The sequence below is a fragment of the Clostridium sp. UBA5712 genome (assembly GCF_002419845.1).
In the GTDB taxonomy this organism is placed as follows: Bacteria; Bacillota; Clostridia; order Clostridiales; family Clostridiaceae; genus Clostridium_J; species Clostridium_J sulfidigenes.
Window position 1 is genome coordinate 165,979 of record NZ_DIGW01000017.1, and the last position, 18,457, is coordinate 184,435.

At 28.5% G+C, this 18,457-nt stretch carries 14 protein-coding genes and 2 riboswitches; of the genes, 6 read left to right on the forward strand and 8 right to left on the reverse strand.

Going from position 1 to position 18,457, the window contains the following annotated elements; genetic code table 11:
• Positions 1-62: 62 nt before the first annotated feature.
• Positions 63-578, reverse strand: coding sequence for a phosphatase PAP2 family protein (locus B3B03_RS16705; RefSeq protein WP_346848928.1), 516 nt, complete (start codon positions 576-578; stop codon positions 63-65).
• A gap of 231 nt (positions 579-809) precedes the next feature.
• On the opposite strand from B3B03_RS16705, the gene B3B03_RS16710 reads away from it, so the two are divergent.
• From B3B03_RS16710 to B3B03_RS16720, 3 genes are all read left to right on the forward strand, one after another.
• Entirely contained in the window at positions 810-5,663 is a 4,854-nt protein-coding gene (locus B3B03_RS16710) for a cytidyltransferase (RefSeq protein WP_346877857.1), read from the forward strand.
• Positions 5,664-5,677: 14 nt separating this feature from the next.
• Positions 5,678-6,937, forward strand: coding sequence for a lactate/malate family dehydrogenase (locus tag B3B03_RS16715; protein WP_346848926.1), 1,260 nt, complete (start codon positions 5,678-5,680; stop codon positions 6,935-6,937).
• 78 nt (positions 6,938-7,015) lie between these two features.
• Positions 7,016-8,068 carry a flavodoxin family protein gene (locus tag B3B03_RS16720; protein ID WP_346848997.1) on the forward strand — a complete coding sequence of 351 codons (1,053 nt, stop codon included), beginning with the start codon at positions 7,016-7,018 and terminating at the stop codon, positions 8,066-8,068.
• A gap of 71 nt (positions 8,069-8,139) precedes the next feature.
• Here the strand turns inward: B3B03_RS16720 and B3B03_RS16725 are convergent, their stop codons facing one another.
• The gene (locus B3B03_RS16725) at positions 8,140-8,445 is read right to left on the reverse strand and encodes a rhodanese-like domain-containing protein (protein ID WP_051824021.1); all 306 of its coding nucleotides are present in this window, start codon (positions 8,443-8,445) and stop codon (positions 8,140-8,142) included.
• 73 nt (positions 8,446-8,518) lie between these two features.
• The gene (locus B3B03_RS16730; RefSeq protein ID WP_346848925.1) at positions 8,519-9,691 is read right to left on the reverse strand and encodes an AI-2E family transporter; all 1,173 of its coding nucleotides are present in this window, start codon (positions 9,689-9,691) and stop codon (positions 8,519-8,521) included.
• Positions 9,692-9,926: 235 nt separating this feature from the next.
• Here B3B03_RS16730 and B3B03_RS16735 point away from each other — a divergent pair, with 235 nt between their 5' ends.
• Positions 9,927-10,739 carry a DUF368 domain-containing protein gene (locus B3B03_RS16735; RefSeq protein WP_346848924.1) on the forward strand — a complete coding sequence of 271 codons (813 nt, stop codon included), beginning with the start codon at positions 9,927-9,929 and terminating at the stop codon, positions 10,737-10,739.
• 47 nt (positions 10,740-10,786) lie between these two features.
• Here the strand turns inward: B3B03_RS16735 and B3B03_RS16740 are convergent, their stop codons facing one another.
• The 3 genes from B3B03_RS16740 to B3B03_RS16750 all read right to left on the reverse strand — a co-directional run bounded on the left by B3B03_RS16740 (position 10,787) and on the right by B3B03_RS16750 (position 14,045).
• Positions 10,787-11,548, reverse strand: coding sequence for a hypothetical protein (locus B3B03_RS16740; protein ID WP_346877858.1), 762 nt, complete (start codon positions 11,546-11,548; stop codon positions 10,787-10,789).
• Positions 11,549-11,792: 244 nt separating this feature from the next.
• Positions 11,793-12,956, reverse strand: coding sequence for an iron-containing alcohol dehydrogenase (locus tag B3B03_RS16745; protein ID WP_346848922.1), 1,164 nt, complete (start codon positions 12,954-12,956; stop codon positions 11,793-11,795).
• A gap of 84 nt (positions 12,957-13,040) precedes the next feature.
• Positions 13,041-14,045, reverse strand: a complete 1,005-nt coding sequence (locus B3B03_RS16750; protein ID WP_035132595.1) for a M42 family metallopeptidase — start codon at positions 14,043-14,045, stop codon at positions 13,041-13,043.
• Positions 14,046-14,206: 161 nt separating this feature from the next.
• Positions 14,207-14,264, forward strand: a riboswitch (Fluoride riboswitch).
• A gap of 145 nt (positions 14,265-14,409) precedes the next feature.
• On the opposite strand from B3B03_RS16750, the gene B3B03_RS16755 reads away from it, so the two are divergent.
• Both B3B03_RS16755 and mgtE read left to right on the forward strand, forming a co-directional pair.
• Positions 14,410-15,594, forward strand: coding sequence for a cation:proton antiporter (locus B3B03_RS16755; RefSeq protein ID WP_346848920.1), 1,185 nt, complete (start codon positions 14,410-14,412; stop codon positions 15,592-15,594).
• A gap of 142 nt (positions 15,595-15,736) precedes the next feature.
• Positions 15,737-15,896: riboswitch (M-box (ykoK) riboswitch) on the forward strand.
• A gap of 407 nt (positions 15,897-16,303) precedes the next feature.
• Positions 16,304-17,641 carry a magnesium transporter gene (gene mgtE / locus B3B03_RS16760; RefSeq protein ID WP_346877859.1) on the forward strand — a complete coding sequence of 446 codons (1,338 nt, stop codon included), beginning with the start codon at positions 16,304-16,306 and terminating at the stop codon, positions 17,639-17,641.
• A gap of 128 nt (positions 17,642-17,769) precedes the next feature.
• On the opposite strand, the gene B3B03_RS16765 is transcribed toward mgtE, so the two are convergent.
• Positions 17,770-17,925 (reverse strand): zinc-ribbon domain-containing protein, encoded by a 156-nt coding sequence (locus tag B3B03_RS16765; protein ID WP_035132598.1) that lies wholly within the window; start codon positions 17,923-17,925, stop codon positions 17,770-17,772.
• A 304-nt stretch (positions 17,926-18,229) separates the two neighbouring features.
• Positions 18,230-18,385, reverse strand: coding sequence for a zinc-ribbon domain-containing protein (locus B3B03_RS16770; RefSeq protein ID WP_035132599.1), 156 nt, complete (start codon positions 18,383-18,385; stop codon positions 18,230-18,232).
• Positions 18,386-18,457: the final 72 nt, after the last annotated feature.

Genomic DNA, 18,457 nt, shown 5'->3' on the forward strand with positions numbered 1-18,457 from the left:
ATAATCTATGATGTAATAAAGAGATAAGAATCTAAATTAAATTCTTATCTCTTTCCTAATTATTATACTATCATATGCATACAAAGGGCACTCAAAGTTCCAACTACAACTCCTGCACCTACATCTGTTGGATAATGTACACCAAGATAAACCCTTGAAAATCCCACAAGACTAGCAATTACTATAGATACTACTGCTAATCCAGTAAAGCTTAGTGCAATACTAACTCCAATTGAAAAAGCTGCAGTGGTGTGACCCGATGGAAAGGAATAATCATCTACACCTATCTTCTTTATGTTTAGCGTTGGAAACTTTATATATGGTCGTATCCTATTTTTTACTCTCTTTAAAAAGTGAGTAATACCGCCAGAAGTAATAATTGATAAAGATGCTAGAAATCCTAGGTTCTTAATTTCTTTACTTTTAGACATAACAGTCATCACAACAAAAACCATACAAAATGTGGCAGATCCTAAAAATGTTATATATGGCATAATTTTATCTAAAAACTTGCATCGTAATTTTTTATTTATAAACTGCAATAGTGTTATATCCACTTTTTTTATTAATTCTATCATAGATCCTCCTAAAAACATCATAAATAGATTATATATAAAAATAAGATAAAATAAAAGTTTTTCATTTAATTCTTTCTTATTTCTCTTTTATAATAAATAATTAGATTTTATGAATATATTATTTAGATTATTATTATAGTATATTTATTAGGATAAATGCAGTTTAAATGATAAAATATTTATAAGAAATATGTTTTATACATGTTATATATTGATGTTTAGGAGGTCTCTATGGAAATTTTACAATTAAAAGAAATAAAGAAAAAAATTTTAAGAAAGCTTTATAACTCTCATTTCTTAAAATCTGAAAATATATCACAAAAATTTCTTGATAAGCATATAAACTCACCAGTTTTTTTATACACACTCCAAGACATTTTAGTGGAAAAAGATTTTTCTCCATCTAAAGTTCTTTATCTATGTACTCCTTTATTAAATGATTTATATGAAGATGGTCCTAATGAATGGTTAGTATATTTATATAATTATGCCTTAAGCAAGAATTTTAAAGATGCAGTAACTATAGAATTAGATTCAAAATTAACTTCAGGATGTGAAATATTCCTTAGAATTTATAAGGTTCTATGTAATATAGAAAAATCCATATCTGATTCAGATTGTTGGCAAGCAAACTATCCTTTAATAACTTTAACAGATAGTGAAATTGAAGAACTAGAAAGAAAAGATGAATATTTAAAATTCATTAAAGCCTTTGACCGTGACTATGTATATGAAATGATGAAGCTTAATGGAGAAATATTTAAGTATAATACTTTAGATCACATCTGTGGTGTACATTACCTAGCTATGTTTTTAGCACGCCAACTTAAAACTAAAGGGTTACCTATAGATTTAGGAAGAGTCTCTGGAGCTGCTGCCGGACATGACATTGGAAAATATGGATGTAAAGGTGAAGAGCTAAAACGCGTTCCACATCTCCACTACTATTACACAGACCAATGGTTTAGAAACCACAATATAAATTATATTAGAAATATCGCTATAAATCATTCTACTTGGGATTTAGAACTTGAAAATCTATCTTTAGAATCATTAATACTCATCTATTGTGATTTTAGAGTTAAAAATGTATTTACTAATTCATATCCTACTATGCATATTTTTTCTTTAGAAAACTCTTTTAAAGTAATTCTTCAAAAACTAGAAAATGTTGATGCTAAAAAGGAATCTCGTTATAAAAAAGTATATGGCAAGTTAAAAGACTTCGAAGATTACATAAAGAGTATTGGTGTAAATGTTGATTTAGATTTTAAAGAAGACAATTTAACTTCTGCAAACCCTCCAATATATTCTTTGCTTAGAGGAAAAGAAATAACTGATAGTATGAAACATTTAGCAATAAATCACAATATAAATCTTATGTACTTATTACGTGATGAATATTCGTTAAATACTATATTAGAACAGGCTCGAAGTGAGAATAACTGGAAAAATCTTCGCCAATATATAAGAGTATTAGAAGAATATTGTACTTACTTTACTCAAAAACAAAAGCTACAAACTCTAGAATTTCTTTATGACAATTTAGCTCATAGAGAAGATGACATTCGCCGTCACTGTGCATATCTAATAGGAAAATTAATAGCTATTTTTGATGAAGATTATAGTAAAGAATTACCTAAAAACGTATCTATAGATAAACCTAACATAAATAGTTATCAATTATTTGAAGAGTATATTTCATTAATGCTTTATCCTAGCGGTAAACTAGTAAATGCTCATAAAAACTGGATTGGCTATAATACTAAAATCATGGTTAACTCTGTTTTTATAAATTCCAGAAAAATTTTTATGAAAATATATAGAAGTATTCTCTTGAAACATTATATGTCTCAAAACATAACTTCTTTTGAAACTCAGCTGTATTTACTCTATACCGCAAAGTATATATCTTTTGAGTCCTATGATGAAACTTTAGATTCACTCATAGAATTCATTATTGATAAAGTAAAAAAAAGAAATGTAGTTATAAGATTAGCTGCTCTTGAAAGTTTAAACGATATAATTCCTAAAATACCACCTACTCATTCTATACTTGATTATATGATTAAAAATCTTGGAGAAATTAAAACTAGAAGGAAAAATTCATCTGAAAATTATTTATACTTAAAAATTTTCACAACTCTTAATATGGATGACCATATATTTCTTTTTAAAACTTACTGTAAAGAAGATTATAATAAAATCCCAGATATCCTCCTTAGCAACTTAAAAACAGCTACTAATTGGGTAGTAAAAAAACATCAGATAGATATACTTCTTAATTATACACTCTATATTGCGCCAACTACAGGACTTCATACTTGCATTCACTTTTGTAATATGTTAAAAGTTAGTGCTATGGAAAGTGTTAGAAATAGTGCAGGCTCTTCAATACTTAAAATTATGCCTAACCTAAATGATTCAGAAAGAAATGAAGTAGCTATAGAGCTTTTACGTGGACTAGAAATTGAAGGCCAGAAATTCACAGAATATATATCACCTTTCTTAGGTCAGATAATCTTATGGCTAGCACCTAATGAATTAGATGAAATTATTGATGATTTAAAAAGCAAAATCAAAACTTCAAATGAAGATGTTAAGATACTAATTCTTAAAGCTATAGGAATCTCCTTGTCTAACTATGATGTATATAAATCTCGTTATAATGAAAATGAAAAAATTTATAATGAAAGATTAAAATCAATGTTATCTATTATTTTAAATGGTATAGGTGATTATAAGGATAAGGTTAAACAAGCAGCCATAATCACTCTTGGCAAGGATATATTTGGAAGTTCAACAATTTCTATAAATGATAAGTTATATGTTTTCAAATTAGTAGCTAAAAAAATTCTTACTCTTGTAGGTAATGATGACAATAATAGATTACTTTTACTAACCAATGCAGCTGCTCTAAATCACATCTATAGATTCATAGCAGACTATACTTTTTTAAATGGCGATATTCTTATAGATATACCTAAGAAAATAGCATTTTTCCCTGGTACCTTTGACCCTTTCTCTTTAGGACATAAGAATATTTCTAAAGCAATTCGTGATTTAGGTTATGAAGTATACTTAGCCGTGGATGAATTTTCTTGGTCTAAAAAAACCTTACCTAATCTTTTAAGAAAAATATTAATTAATTTATCAATTTGTGATGAATTTAATATTTATATATACCCTGAAACTATACAAGTGAATATATCTAATACTGATGATTTAAGAATGCTTAAGGAATCATTTTCAGATTCTCAAATATTCTTTGTTTCAGGTAGCGATGTACTTTTAAATGCCTCTTGCTATCGTAATCCTGTGGAAGAGGATTCCATTCATACTTTTAATCACATAATTTTTGAAAGAGGTAATTCAAAAAAACTTTTAGCTGCTAAATCTCTCATAAATGGCACTGTAGAAGTATTAAAACTTCCAGCTAAATACTCTACCATAAGCTCTAGTCAAATCAGAAACTATATAGATAGAAATAGAGATATTTCAACCTTAGTAGATCCTTTAGTTTCTCAATATATTAATGAAAATGGTTTTTACCAACGAGAACCCCTAGATAAGCTATCTCTAAATGAAAGTCACTTAGATTTTGAATTTGTTGATGAAGTTACTGATAATATAATATTAAAATTATTTTCTCATTTAAACCTTAGTAATGAAATGAAATCTATCTTATCAGAACTTAAAGATAAGGAAGCTCCTAAACTAGTAATGATTAAAGATTCTAAAAAAAGTAAAATTCTAGCTATTGCCGCAATGCATTGGGTTCGTTCAAATAATCTTTACGATGAAGTTAAAGATGAGAATATTTCTAGAGCACTTCGTTCCCTATCTACAGGAAGAATGATATTTATAGATGGAATTTATGTTACTGATAGAGAAAAATATAAATTTCTTGAGCAAATTATTTTAACTGAGGCTTTAGCTTATGCTATTTCTAAAGATTATGAATACGCTGTTTTTAATCCATGCCATAGTTCATTATCTAGCTCAACCTTAGTAGAAATAATGCTATCCCAAGGTTTTGTAAATATTGGCTCTGAAAATAAGGAGTCTCCTGTATTAGCAGTTAATATGACTAGTCCATGTATTTTGAACTTAGATGTAGAAAATATTTTAAAAGAACCTTTTAGAAGTAACTCTAAAATTAAGAATGTAATTAATTATAGAAGAAAATTATTGCAAGGTGCTCTTTCAAAATTATATCCTAATGAACTTTTACTTTGCTTTAATAGTGAAGTACTTCATCAAAAAATGATAAGAAATATTTGTGATGAAAATAGTATTTCTACTTATGTAAAAGCATCTAAGGAATATGGTGAAGCTATGTGTGTACCTTATGGTGATATTTTAGATAGAGATTTAGTACCAAATACTGTTACCAAATCCCTTCATACAGAAAAATATTATTGTGGTGATATGAAGAACTTCTTTATAGGCGAATCTCCCTATTACCTATCTTTAAATAACCAGATGAAAATGATAAAGTCCTTTAATCGACCAATTTTTTTAGTAGATAACATTCTCCATAAGGGGTATAGAATGAGAGCCTTAGACCCTATACTAATTAATCAAGAAATTAATGTAAAAAAAATCCACTGTGGTATTCTCTCTGGTAGAGGAAAAGATTTAATGGATATGCAAAATAGGCAAGTTTCTAGCGTATACTTCATACCTAGACTCAAAATTTGGTTTAATGAGAATTCTTTATATCCATTTTTAGGTGGAGATGCTATATGGAGAGGAGAATTTCCTAAACGAAACTTAATTCCATCAATTAATAGTATATTACCATACACTTACCCAGTATTTATAAAAAATACTTCCCACGAAAATGTTTATAATTTTTCTAAGGTTTGTCTTGAAAATTCTATAGAAATACTAAAAATACTTGAAAGAGAATATCATAACATATATGGGAGAAATCTAACCCTTTCATCACTAGGCGAAGTTATAACTACTCCTCGAAGTCCAGATATTGGAAAAGGAATTGAATATGATTTATCATCTACTCCATCAGCCCTAGTTGAAAAGGATTTAGAACTACTTACCAGACTTGAAAATATGCTATAAAAGGAGAACTATACATGTTTTACTATATATTTAATAATAATTTAATTATAACTAATGAATTTATAACACGAGATGACTTTATCTCTACAGATGAAAATTTCTGTAAAAACTATACTGGTAAGATCTTTGCTTTAACTTCTATAAATTGTGAAAATTCTAGAAGATCCTTTATAGTCTCTACTGAAAATCTTTTGTTTTTAGAAAAAGAGGATTTAAGTATACTTAACTCCTCTTATAAAATAAATAAAACAATACCTATCTGGCTTAAAAATGCCATTAATGAAAAAAGAGTTATTTCCTTAAATACTAATTATCCAAACTTTCTAGATGTGATAGTCTATTCTACCCCTCTAAAGTGGAAAGTAAATGTAGTTGGTTTAGGAGATGTAGGTGCAACTCTTTTAACCGGCCTTAAACTTCTAGGTAATGATGTAATATCTAGTTTAGGTATTTATGATAAGGATTTTAAAAAAGTGAATCGACTTAACCTTGAATTATCTCAAATTTTATCTTGCGATGGTAAAGAAAACAATCTACAAATTCTTCCCTTAAGGGAAGAAGATTTGTTCAACTGTGATATGTTTGTATTTTGTGTATCTGTAGGTATTCCTCCTATAGGAAAAGAAGAAAAAGATGTAAGACTTGTTCAGTTTGATGGTAACAGAAAAATCCTTAAAGTATATGGACAAATGGCAAGAGATGCAAAATTCAAAGGAATCTTTGCAGTAGTATCTGATCCTGTAGATTTATTATGCAAATCTCTTTTTATTGATAGCAATAAAAATAAGGATAATACCCTTGATTTTCAAGGTCTTGCTCCAGAGCAGATTCGCGGATATGGATTGGGGGTTATGAATGGTAGAGCAGCTTATTATAGTAGTTTAAGGGAAGATACTGCGAATTATTTACAAGAAGGTAGAGCTTTTGGTCCCCATGGTGAAGGATTAATAATTGCTAATAGTATTGAAAACTTCAATGAGTCTGCCTCGGATTTTCTTACTGAAAAGGCTAAAACTGCAAATTTGGAAGTTCGTGCTACCGGATTTAAACCATATATAGCTCCAGCCCTATCTTCTGGTGCTCTCAGCATCCTTGATACAATTAAAGGTAACTTCCACTATTCTTCAAACTTTATTGGTGGTACCTATATGGGGTGCAAAAATAAATTTCTAAATGGATGTACAGAAAACGAAACATTAGATTTACCTTTAGAATTAATGAATAGATTAAAAAATACCTATAATCTTTTAAATGAATTGTATAATAAAAAATAATAAGAATAAACTGTTTATATATCTAATATTTTTTATAACAAAAATGTTATTAATAATACTTTGTTAGGAGGGATAATAATAGAAACTTTATATGTGATATTACCAAATAAAAATACATCTCCTATATTGAATACTATGGTGTCTCATTCACTTAAAAATATACATCATGTAATAATAGATGATGTATGTAATCTTCCTGATTTATCCTATAAAAAATTACTTTTTGTAGCTCAGGTTGAGGATGTTGGTTTTGATATCCCTATGATTAACCTTCTATCAAAACTTCTAGAGAAAGGTAAAGACACCTTACTTGGATCTACCGGTGCTATTCTTATATATAGTATTGATGACCATGGTACAAAACGTTTTGCTCAAGATATTGTATATATTGCTAATAATATGGGATGTGCTTTTATAGGCCATCCTCTAGTAGAAGCCACTAGTTCTTTAAAAAATTTTTTAACGTGGCAAAAGACTATGGATATGTCATTGAATGATATTTGTTATGATCTCTGTAGGAAACTAGTCAATCGCCTTGTAAAGGATAATCCTAAGACTCTTCAAAGTGGAAAGATTTCTGTTATATACTCTAGTCCACATAAATCATCTAATACCTTAGACCTATGGCACCTAGTATCTGATCATATTAATTATTTTCAAATTAATGAAATACAAATTGAAAGAGGAGAAGTGCTAGATTGTATAGGATGTCCTTATAAACTTTGTCTTCATTATGGAAAGAAAAAAGGTTGTTTCTATGGAGGTATTATGACAGAAAATGTTCTTCCCGCCATTGAAGAAAGTGATGCAGTAATTTGGCTATGCCCTAACTATAACGATGCTATAGCAGCTAATTTAACAGCTGTAATAAACCGTCTTACAGCACTATATAGAAGATGTAACTTTTATAATAAATCCATCTTTGCTGTAATAGTATCTGGAAATTCTGGTAGTGATTCTATTGCTAAACAATTAATAGGTGCTCTTAATATAAATAAAGGATTTAGGCTTCCACCTTATTTCTCTATTCGTGCCATAGCTAATGATCCTAAAACGATTTTTTATGTAGAAAATATAAAGATGAAAAGTGAAGATTTCGGTAAAATAATTATAAATAATATAAAGGTGTAGAGATTGCTCTCATACACCTTTATATTATTATTATTTTTATTTACTTACTAGCTACTTTAAATAAATTGAAGCTATTTTTTAAGATCATAACTCCAATTTGTAATACCACCTAAATCACACACATTAGAATAATCTAAATATTCTAGCATCATTGCAGCTCTAGCACTTTTATTGCCGCTATAGCAATATACACATACAGTTTCATCTTTATTCTGAACTATATCTTCAATGTCATGAGAAATATCACTTAAAGAAATCAATATGGCCCCTTCTATATGTCCTTCTCTGTAAGCCTGTTCATCTCTTAAATCTAGTATAACTAATTTCTCATTGCCATCCATTTTTCTCCTTAATTCTTCTGCTGAAATTTTTCCCATACTTATTATCCTCTCTTTTGCTTCTATTTACAGTACCTACCCTTATATTCATAACTAAATCAGTTTTATTATACTATATAATTGACTTTTTTTTATAAATTCTGTGAACATATACACTTAGTATAGCTGCAATAGGTACTGCCACTATCATTCCAATAGCTCCTGCGTACCCTCCTCCAATGGTTAAAGCAATTAAAGTCCAAACAGCTGGAAGTCCTACACTACCACCTACCACCTTAGGTTGTATAATATTACCATCAATTTGTTGATATATAATTAAAAGTATGAATCCCCAAATTCCAAGTGTAATACTAGAAAACATCCCCAATATAAATGCTACTACTGCTCCTATAGCGGGTCCTATATAAGGAATTACATTGCTTATACCTGCAATTACTCCAACAAGTACAGCAAATGGATGATGAATCATTAACATAAGTATAGATGAAACTATACCTACAATAAGGGCATCAAGTAAAACTCCTCTTACAAATCCTCCTACAACTTCATCTAAATCTATAATAAATTGCTTAAGTACTGTTCCTAACTTTCCTGGTATAAAAGCTCTCCCAAATCTCCTAATAGTTTTAAATAACATCTCTTTATCTTTTAAGAAATAAAATGTAAATATTATACTTAAAACAAAATCTATCATAAATGAACCAAATCCATAAATGCTATTTGTAATTATATTAACTATCTCTTGACCAATAACTGCAAATGCTGCTGTTACCTTATCAATATAAGTACTAATTTGCTGATAATTTATATCTAAAGTAGCAAAATACGAATTCAAGTTATTTATTCCATTCCTTACTACACTCTCATATTGTGGAATATTATTTATTAATGATTTTGCATTCTCTAAAAGAGGTGGAATTATAAAATTAAATATTAATACTACTGATAGTATTATTATAAAAAAAACTAATACGATACTTATAATTCTATATATCCAATTAAATTTATTATTTTCCTTTACACTAACACATTTCTTAATAAAGATTTCAATACGTCTTACTAAAGGAAATAATAAATATGAAATTATAGCTCCTATTATTATGGGTCTTATTACACTTAAAAATCCTAATATTGCATTTTTAATTATATTAATAAAAGTACCACTTCTACTTACTATTTCATAGCCTATAAATAAGGCAATTCCAGCAATAACAGCTACAACTCCAATATTTATATACTTTCTATCTATATCTAACTTTTTATCTATTCTAAACCTATCCCACATATGATTTGCTCCTTTATAAAGCTTGTTTTTATGTTGATTTAATAATATTAAAATTTAAATAATCCATCATATCTGCATTATAACACGAATAACCTAAAATTAACAAAAAATAAATATATTATTAACTTTTAAATAATTAATTTGCAAATTAAAAGAGTTCTCAATATAATTAGAGTAGTTATTTATAACCTTAGTTTAAATTAACTACAAATTTAATTATATGAGGAGATAAAGTATGGAAAATATATTTGTTATTTTAAAAGGAATGGTTATTGGTGTCTCCAATGTTATTCCTGGTGTTAGCGGAGGAACTATGGCGGTAGTTCTAGGTATTTATGATAAACTTATATCTGCTGTAAATAGCTTTTTTAAAGATTGGAAAAAAAATATTTTCTTTCTTGGTGAAATAGCTATAGGTGCAGGCTTAGGTATAATACTATTTAGTAAATTAATTACAAATCTATTAACAAATCACCCTGAGCCAACCAATTTCTTTTTTATAGGATTGATTTTAGGTTCATTTCCTATGCTATATAAAAGAGCAACAAAGGGAAAAGTAAAAAAAATAAATTATCTTTGGTTTCTCTTAACTTTCACATTAATGGTAATTATGTCTATATTTAGTGATGTAGAAGTTAGCACTATAGCTATGACTAGTTTAAGTGTAAAATCTTTTATATCCCTATTCCTAGCAGGATTCATTGCAGCTGCCACTATGATTCTTCCAGGGGTAAGTGGTTCTTTAGTACTTTTGATTATTGGACTATATACTACTTTTACTAATGCAGTTTCTACCTTTAATATTCCTTTACTTATTCCTGGTGGTTTGGGTGTTCTTGTCGGTATATTGACTATGACAAAGCTCATAGAATCCTTTATGAGTAAATATCCTCAACCTGCATATTTTGCTATTTGTGGATTAATTTTAGGTTCTGTCTTTCCAGTATATCCTGGTTTTACTTTTAATTTATCAGGAATGCTATCAATTATAACTTTTTTAATTGGTTTTATACTTACATATATACTTGGGAAAAAAGAAAATAATTAGAACATAAAAAGTAAAGACTGTTTCTAAATTGAAACGGTCTTTATTTTCTATGATAGATTATTTTCGTCCTTTAACCAAATTTTCCATTGAACTTCAAAGTCATCAATAGAACACTTTAATATATTAAAAATATCATCTACATCATAGTTTCTTATAATTTTATTTATTGTTTCCTTACCATAGTTTTCTTCTATATACTTGACTATAGTCCATGCCCATATCTTATATAGACTTTCATTTTCTTGAATTTCATTTAATTGTGGTATCATGTCTTTCTTTATAGCTTCATTTATTACTTTTTTTACTTCACCCTCTTTCCATAATTCAGATAAATACATAGCTATTCCTTGTCCTATCCATGTAGATGAAACTTCTGAATTTAAAGATAGAAATTCATGAAATATATGAACTACCTGACTGTAAATTACTTTTTTAAGCTTATACTCATCATAAGTATAAGTAGATTCTTCTTCATATGCAAAAGGTGATAATATCAACAGATCATTTTTAGATGTAATAGCTACTTGACTTTTCTTAGATTCATTATTCCCCCTAAGTTTTAAAATCATTTTACTTATATAATTATATTCTCTTCTGTTCATAGCTATAATAGCCCTTATAGAAAATCCTTTATCTATTAAATGAAAATAATTTTCTAATTCTTTATATGCATAAAGTATTTCCTCTTTAACTTCTACTACAAATCTCATATCATTTCCAATATAATAAACCGTTATATTTTCATTTTGTACATACCTATAACTTTCTAACATTAATCTACTCCCCCAAACTCCAGTAATATACCCCATTTTTTCTTATATATTCTATAAATACGTTACTATTCCTTTTTATTTTTATAAAATATCTTTAATTAGTATATTATTAAATTTATTAACATTAAATTATACTTTAATTTTGTAAACTATCTTCTGATATACTTATAATTCTTTTAAAATATTTTATAATATAAAATAAAAAACATCACATTAAATAAACTAAGATTTATTTAATGTGATGTTTACTTTAAGTTAATAATATTGTATTCTTATAAGCTTATTCAAAAGCAATTTCTAATATATTATAGATATCATCTCTTTTTAAAGGTTTAAGTGTTCCAATAGGTGCAAGGATTGCAGCATTATCAGCTATAAAATCTAATTCTTCTCTCTTAACTCCCACTTCTTTTAAAGTTATAGGTGCTCCTATCTCCTTATAGAAATCTCTCAGCGCCTCAATACCTTTTAGGGCCTTTTCTTCGTCACTACCTTCATTTATAGTAAATACATGACATGCAAATTTCGCAAATTTCTTAGCATCTTCTTTATAAACATATTTCATCCATGCTGGCATTATAATAGCAAGACCTGAACCATGGGCAATATCATTAAGTACTGAAAGAGAATGTTCTATAGAATGAGATGCCCAATCACCTTTCCTTCCAACTCCATTCAATCCATTTAAGGCTAAAGTTGCTGCAAAAGCAAGTTCACTTCGTGATTTATAATTGTTGCTATCTTTTAATAACTCTCTAGTATGTGTAATTACAGTTCTTATAATACCTTCTGAAAGTTCATCAAGCATATCAGTACTTTCTGTTCCACCATAATAAGCTTCAAATACGTGACTTATAGCATCTATTGCTCCATTAGCCGTTTGATTGGATGGAAGAGATCTTTGAACTGAAGGATCTAAAATAGATACTTTAGGATATAATAAAGGTGAACCAAAGCTCCACTTTTTACCTTCATCTTCATTAGTTACTACACCACCTGAATTCATCTCAGATCCTGTTGCTGATAGAGTCAATATAGTAAATAGAGGTAGTGCTTTTTTAACACTTCCTTTACCTTCAAATAACTCCCATACATTGCCCTCATAGCATACTCCCGCAGCTATAGCTTTAGACGAATCTATTACACTTCCTCCACCTACAGCTAAAACTCCATCTACCTCATTTTCTTTAGCTAACTTTATGCCTTCTTGAACCTTTGATAATACTGGATTAGGCTTAACTCCTGATAATTTAATATAATCTATGTTATTATTCTCTAAAGATTCTACAACAGTATCATAAACTCCATTTTTCATTATGGAGCCTTTTCCATATACTATTAATACCTTTCTAATTCCACTCTTAACTAAATGTTCTCCTATAGTTTCTATTGTACTTTCTCCAAATACTAATTTAGTTGGATTATAAAGTGTAAAGTTTAACATATGCTTTCCTCCTCTTATACTTATATTGTTTATAACAAACATCTCTTTATTTAATTCTATCGTAAATTAAATTTATATTTAATTCTATTCTTCGTCAAAGTTAAATTCTCTATTTACATAATTCACTAAAAGATCTATGGATGCATTTGTATCATCCATACTTAGTAACGCATTAGGTCCATGTACATATCTAGTTGCTACTGATATACCTGTGGCCCTAACTCCAAAGTTGGATTTATTGATAGCTCCTGCATCTGTACCACCACCATCAATAACATCCAATTGATATTTAATGTTATTTTCCTTAGCACAATTGACCATCTCTTCTACTAAATATTCATTGCATATAACTGAACCATCTGAAACCTTAATCGCAGTTCCTTCCCCAACTTTATTGCTACCTTCTGGGCAATTAGGAAAATCATGCGCAGTTGTAACATCTAGAGCTATTCCTAAGTCTGGATTAATTCTATTAGCTGCAACAGTAGCTCCTCTAAGACCAACTTCTTCTTGTGTTGAAAATACAAAGTATAAATCATTATACGGCTTATTGATTTTCTTTAAAGCTTCCACTAATATATAGCATCCAATTCTATCATCTAGCGCTTTACCTGTTATATTGTTTTCCTTAAGCTCTGCATAATCTCCAACATATGCTGCTACATCTCCAACTTTAAGATATTTTTCTGCTTCTTCCTTACTACTAGCTCCAATATCGATATACAATTTTTTAGTATCTGTGGTTAATTCTTTTTCCTTAATTGTGCTAGCTACTAGTCCAATTATTCCATTTCTAAACTTAACTCTATTCATAGATGTACCAATAACCGGGATTCCACCTAATGCTCTAACTCTAATATTCCCCTTATCTTCTATTTTTACAACTTGAAATCCTATCTCATCCATGTGAGCAGAGGCCATAATTTTCTTCTTATTTTCTCCAACTCCTGATTTATAAACTATTAAATTTCCAAGGGCGTCTACAGTAATTTCATCTGCTAACTCCTTAATCTCTTCTCTTATTACGCTTCTTATGTCTTTTTCATATCCACTAACACCAAAGGCACTGATTAATTTTTCTAATAACATAATATTTCCTCCTTATATATGTAAATTTATTCTATATTTATTATGTTATCATAATATTCTATGAAATTCTATAATAATTTCGTATATCGAAATTTTAATTCCCATAAAATTTTAAACTTTTAAATATTGATTTTATTTTTAAACATTGATATACTCAAAATATAATTTATGGTGATGGAGTTCACCTTAATCGCAATTGCTAATGACTCCTACAGACAACGCTATGAGTATGTCTGTAGGAGATTTTTATGTGTAAAATAACTAAATTATTAACACCAAATAAATTCTTTCAATATTTTGTGTTAATAATTTATGGTCTTAATCTTGGCATTGTAAAGCTTTAATTTAAAAGGAGGGCTATTTTATGGCTACAAGTATAGCAATTATTATATTACTTGCTATTGTTTCTAACTTTATATTTGAAAAAATTAAACTTCCTGGACTTTTAGGTATGTTAATTTTAGGAATCACTATAGGTCCCTATGGATTTAATTTGGTTCATGGAGATTTACTAAATATCTCTTCTGATTTGCGTAAAATAGCACTTATTGTTATCTTATTAAGAGCTGGGATGGGTATAAAAACGTCCGATTTAAAGAAAATTGGAAAACCTGCAATAAAAATGAGTTGTATACCTGGAATATTAGAAGGTTTTTTTATAGCCTTTATTTCTACTAAATTACTAGGATTCACCTTTATCCAGGGAGGAATCCTTGGATTTATAATTGCTGCCGTATCTCCTGCTGTAGTTGTACCTCAAATGATTAGCCTTATAGATAAAAAAATTGGCACTAATAAGAGCATCCCTACTTTAATATTAGCTGGTGCTTCTATTGATGATGTATTTGCAATTACAATATTAACTAGCTTTCTTGCCTTATATTCTGGTAAGAACGTTAATATCGCTTCCCAACTTTTACAAATACCACTTTCCATAATATTAGGAATAGTACTAGGATTAATATTAGGCTTTGTAATTATATATTTATTTAAAAAGTGTAGTATTAATGATGTAAAAAAGATACTAATTGTGCTAGCTATTTCTATACTTTTAACTACCTTAGAAACTATCTTTAAAGATAAATTATTAATTGCAAGCCTTTTAGGTGTTATGACTATTGGCTTTGTTCTTACTGAGAAACTTCCTAATGTTGCTGCTCCCCTTTCTCAAGGACTTAATACATTATGGATATTTGCTGAAATTCTACTCTTTGTTTTAGTGGGGGCTCAAGTAAACATATCTGTAGCATTCACCTCAGGCGCAATAGGTATAATAATTATTTTTATAGGACTAGTAGGTAGAAGTATTGGAGTTATAATTTCACTTATAGGTACTAATTTAAACGTAAAGGAAAGGATTTTCTGTGTCATCTCCTATATACCTAAAGCTACAGTTCAAGCAGCCATGGGGGCCTTGCCTCTGTCTCTAGGTGTTGTTTCTGGAGATTTTATTCTAGCAATATCTGTATTATCCATTTTAATAACTGCACCTTTAGGTGCTATTGGAATAAAGGTTTCAAGTAAATTCTTATTACACGTTGAGAACTAAAAATGCAATAATACATAATATAGGACTATTTCTTTTAAAATAAATAGTCCTATATTTTATCAAATGAAATGATTTAAAAAAATTCACCTTTTACTGTTGACTTATTTTAAATAAAGTAATATAATTATTTAGTGGAAAATTTTATATACCTCGGTAGGTGAGGTTACTACAAGGATACGGGTTGCTACCGTAAAAGAGTGGAAACACTCTTAACTGGTTAGCAGATTTTGCCGAACAAAGAAGGCTTAATCTAACGCAATTTCATTGCCTTGCAGAGCTAAAACTTGAACGAGACATACTATTATTAGTATTTGCCTGCGTTTTAGTTTACGGAGGTTTTTTTATTTGATAAACTTTAGGAGGTGTAAGAAGCATGGACGATGGTAGTAGTAATATTGACAATGAAGATTTAATAAGTTTATTGTTTAATCCAAAAATAAAACTCTATGTAACTTCTTACCCTCTTTATGGCATAATTTAATTTTACTTTAACTTTTTCAAAGTTAAATCTATCATTAAGAATTTTATGTCCATAAACAGATAGAAATATTACATAGTTATTTATCAAGGCATTAAACATGAGGTTTAATGCTTTTTTTATGTCTTCATTGTTTTTTACCCACTACAACCTAGAAATTATAATTTTTCAATTTTAGTCAATACTTATTTTGAACGTTCATAATGTATTGAATTAATAGGAGGGGTAACAATGGAAAACACAATAAAACTAATCAATGAAAAAAAATTCATTGATGCAAGAAAAACTCTTGAAAAAAAGAATGTAGTAGATATAGCTACTTTATTAGGTGAAATGGATAAAGAATCTGTAGTTAAAATTTTTAGAGTACTTCCTAAAGACAAAGCTGCACATGTATTTTCTTATCTAGACCACGAGGAAAGACTATTTATAATTGACTCTATTACCGATAGTGAAATTTCAAATATTATAGATGATTTATTCATTGATGATACTATAGACTTTCTAGAAGAACTACCTGCTAATGTGGTTAAAAAAGTTTTAAAAAATACAGATGAAAATACTCGTAAGATTATAAATCAATTCTTAAAATATCCTGAAAGTTCAGCTGGAAGTATAATGACTATAGAATTTGCTGATTTAAAAAAGCATATGTCTGTAAATGGAGCTATTGCTCATATAAAGAAAACAGGCATAGATAAGGAAACTATTCACACTTGCTATGTTTTAGGCGATAACAGAGAGCTAGAAGGTATTGTTTCTTTAAGAAAACTTATTTTAAGTGATGAAAATATGCTAATAGAAAATTTAATGAAAACTGAATTTATACATGTTAATACTTTAGATGATCAAGAGAATGTAGCTCAACTATTTAAAAAGTATGACTTGTTATCTATCCCAGTTACTGATAATGAAAAAAAATTAGTTGGAATAATCACCATAGATGATATAGTAGATATTATAGACCAAGAAAACACAGAAGACTTCCAAAAAATGGCCGCTATGGAGCCAAATGAAGAAGAATACTTAAAGACCAGTGTTTGGACTCTTTCTAAGCATAGAATAGTTTGGCTTCTTGTATTAATGATTTCAGCAACTTTTACAGGAAACATTATAAGAAAATTCGAAGATGTCCTATCCTCAGTAGTTATTCTTGCTTCCTTCATTCCAATGTTAATGGATACAGGCGGCAATGCCGGATCTCAATCTTCAACTCTTATCATAAGAGGTCTTGCCTTAGGAGATATAAAATTATCTGATGGATTTAAAGTTATATTTAAAGAACTAAGAGTTAGTATCATTACAGGTTCCGTTCTTGCCATAGTAAATTTTATAAGAATATATTATTTTGAAAAAATTAACCTTTTAATTTCTTTCACTGTATGTATAAGCTTATTCTGTACTGTTGTTGTAGCTAAAATAGTAGGTGGTATACTACCCATCTTAGCAAAAAAATTAAAATTAGATCCTGCTATTATGGCAAGCCCATTAATCACAACTATAGTAGATGCGGTTGCACTAACTCTATACTTTACATTATCCGTAAATCTACTACACCTAGCAGTTTAATTTATATTTTAATATAATAAAGGACTATTCTAAGGCAATCTATTATCTTTTAATTGCCTTAGAATAGTCCTTTAACTAAAAAAAAGAACTACAAGACCTTAGTCTGTAGTTCTATAGAAAATAGATTATTATCTTCTATTTCTTTCTGCTTTTCTTGCTCTTCTGCAATCTGGGCATCTTACTGGCTCATTTTCGAATCCTTTTTCAGCGTAGAAAGCTTGCTCTCCCTCTGTAAATATAAATTCTTTACCACAGTCTTTGCATAATATTGTTTTATCTGCCATTTTAATTCCTCCATTTTTAAAGATTTACATTCAATTAACCAATTCCCTAAAAACGGAGAAAGTTATAATAGATGTGAATCTTTTTATTTTATGGTTTCAGTTTATCACTTTGCTAGTTAAATTTCAAGTATTTTTTGAATACTTATATCCATTTTTATACCAATTATAGGATTATTTTATTTTTAAATAACTCATATACTATATATAAAATCAATCCTTATATTTTAATAAATTATTATAATTTTATATAAAAATAAAGCTATAAGATTAATTCTTATAGCTTCTATTGAAATATTAAATATTACTATCTTCTATTTCTTTCTGATTTTCTTGCTCTTCTGCAATCAGCACATCTTACTGGGTCATTTTCGAATCCTTTTTCAGCGTAGAAAGCTTGCTCTCCTTCTGTGAATATGAATTCATTTCCGCAATCTTTACATGTTAATGTTCTATCTGCCATTTTTCATTCCTCCATTTTTAAAGATTTACTTTTAACTAACTGATTCTCTAAAACTGGAGAAAAGTGTTATTA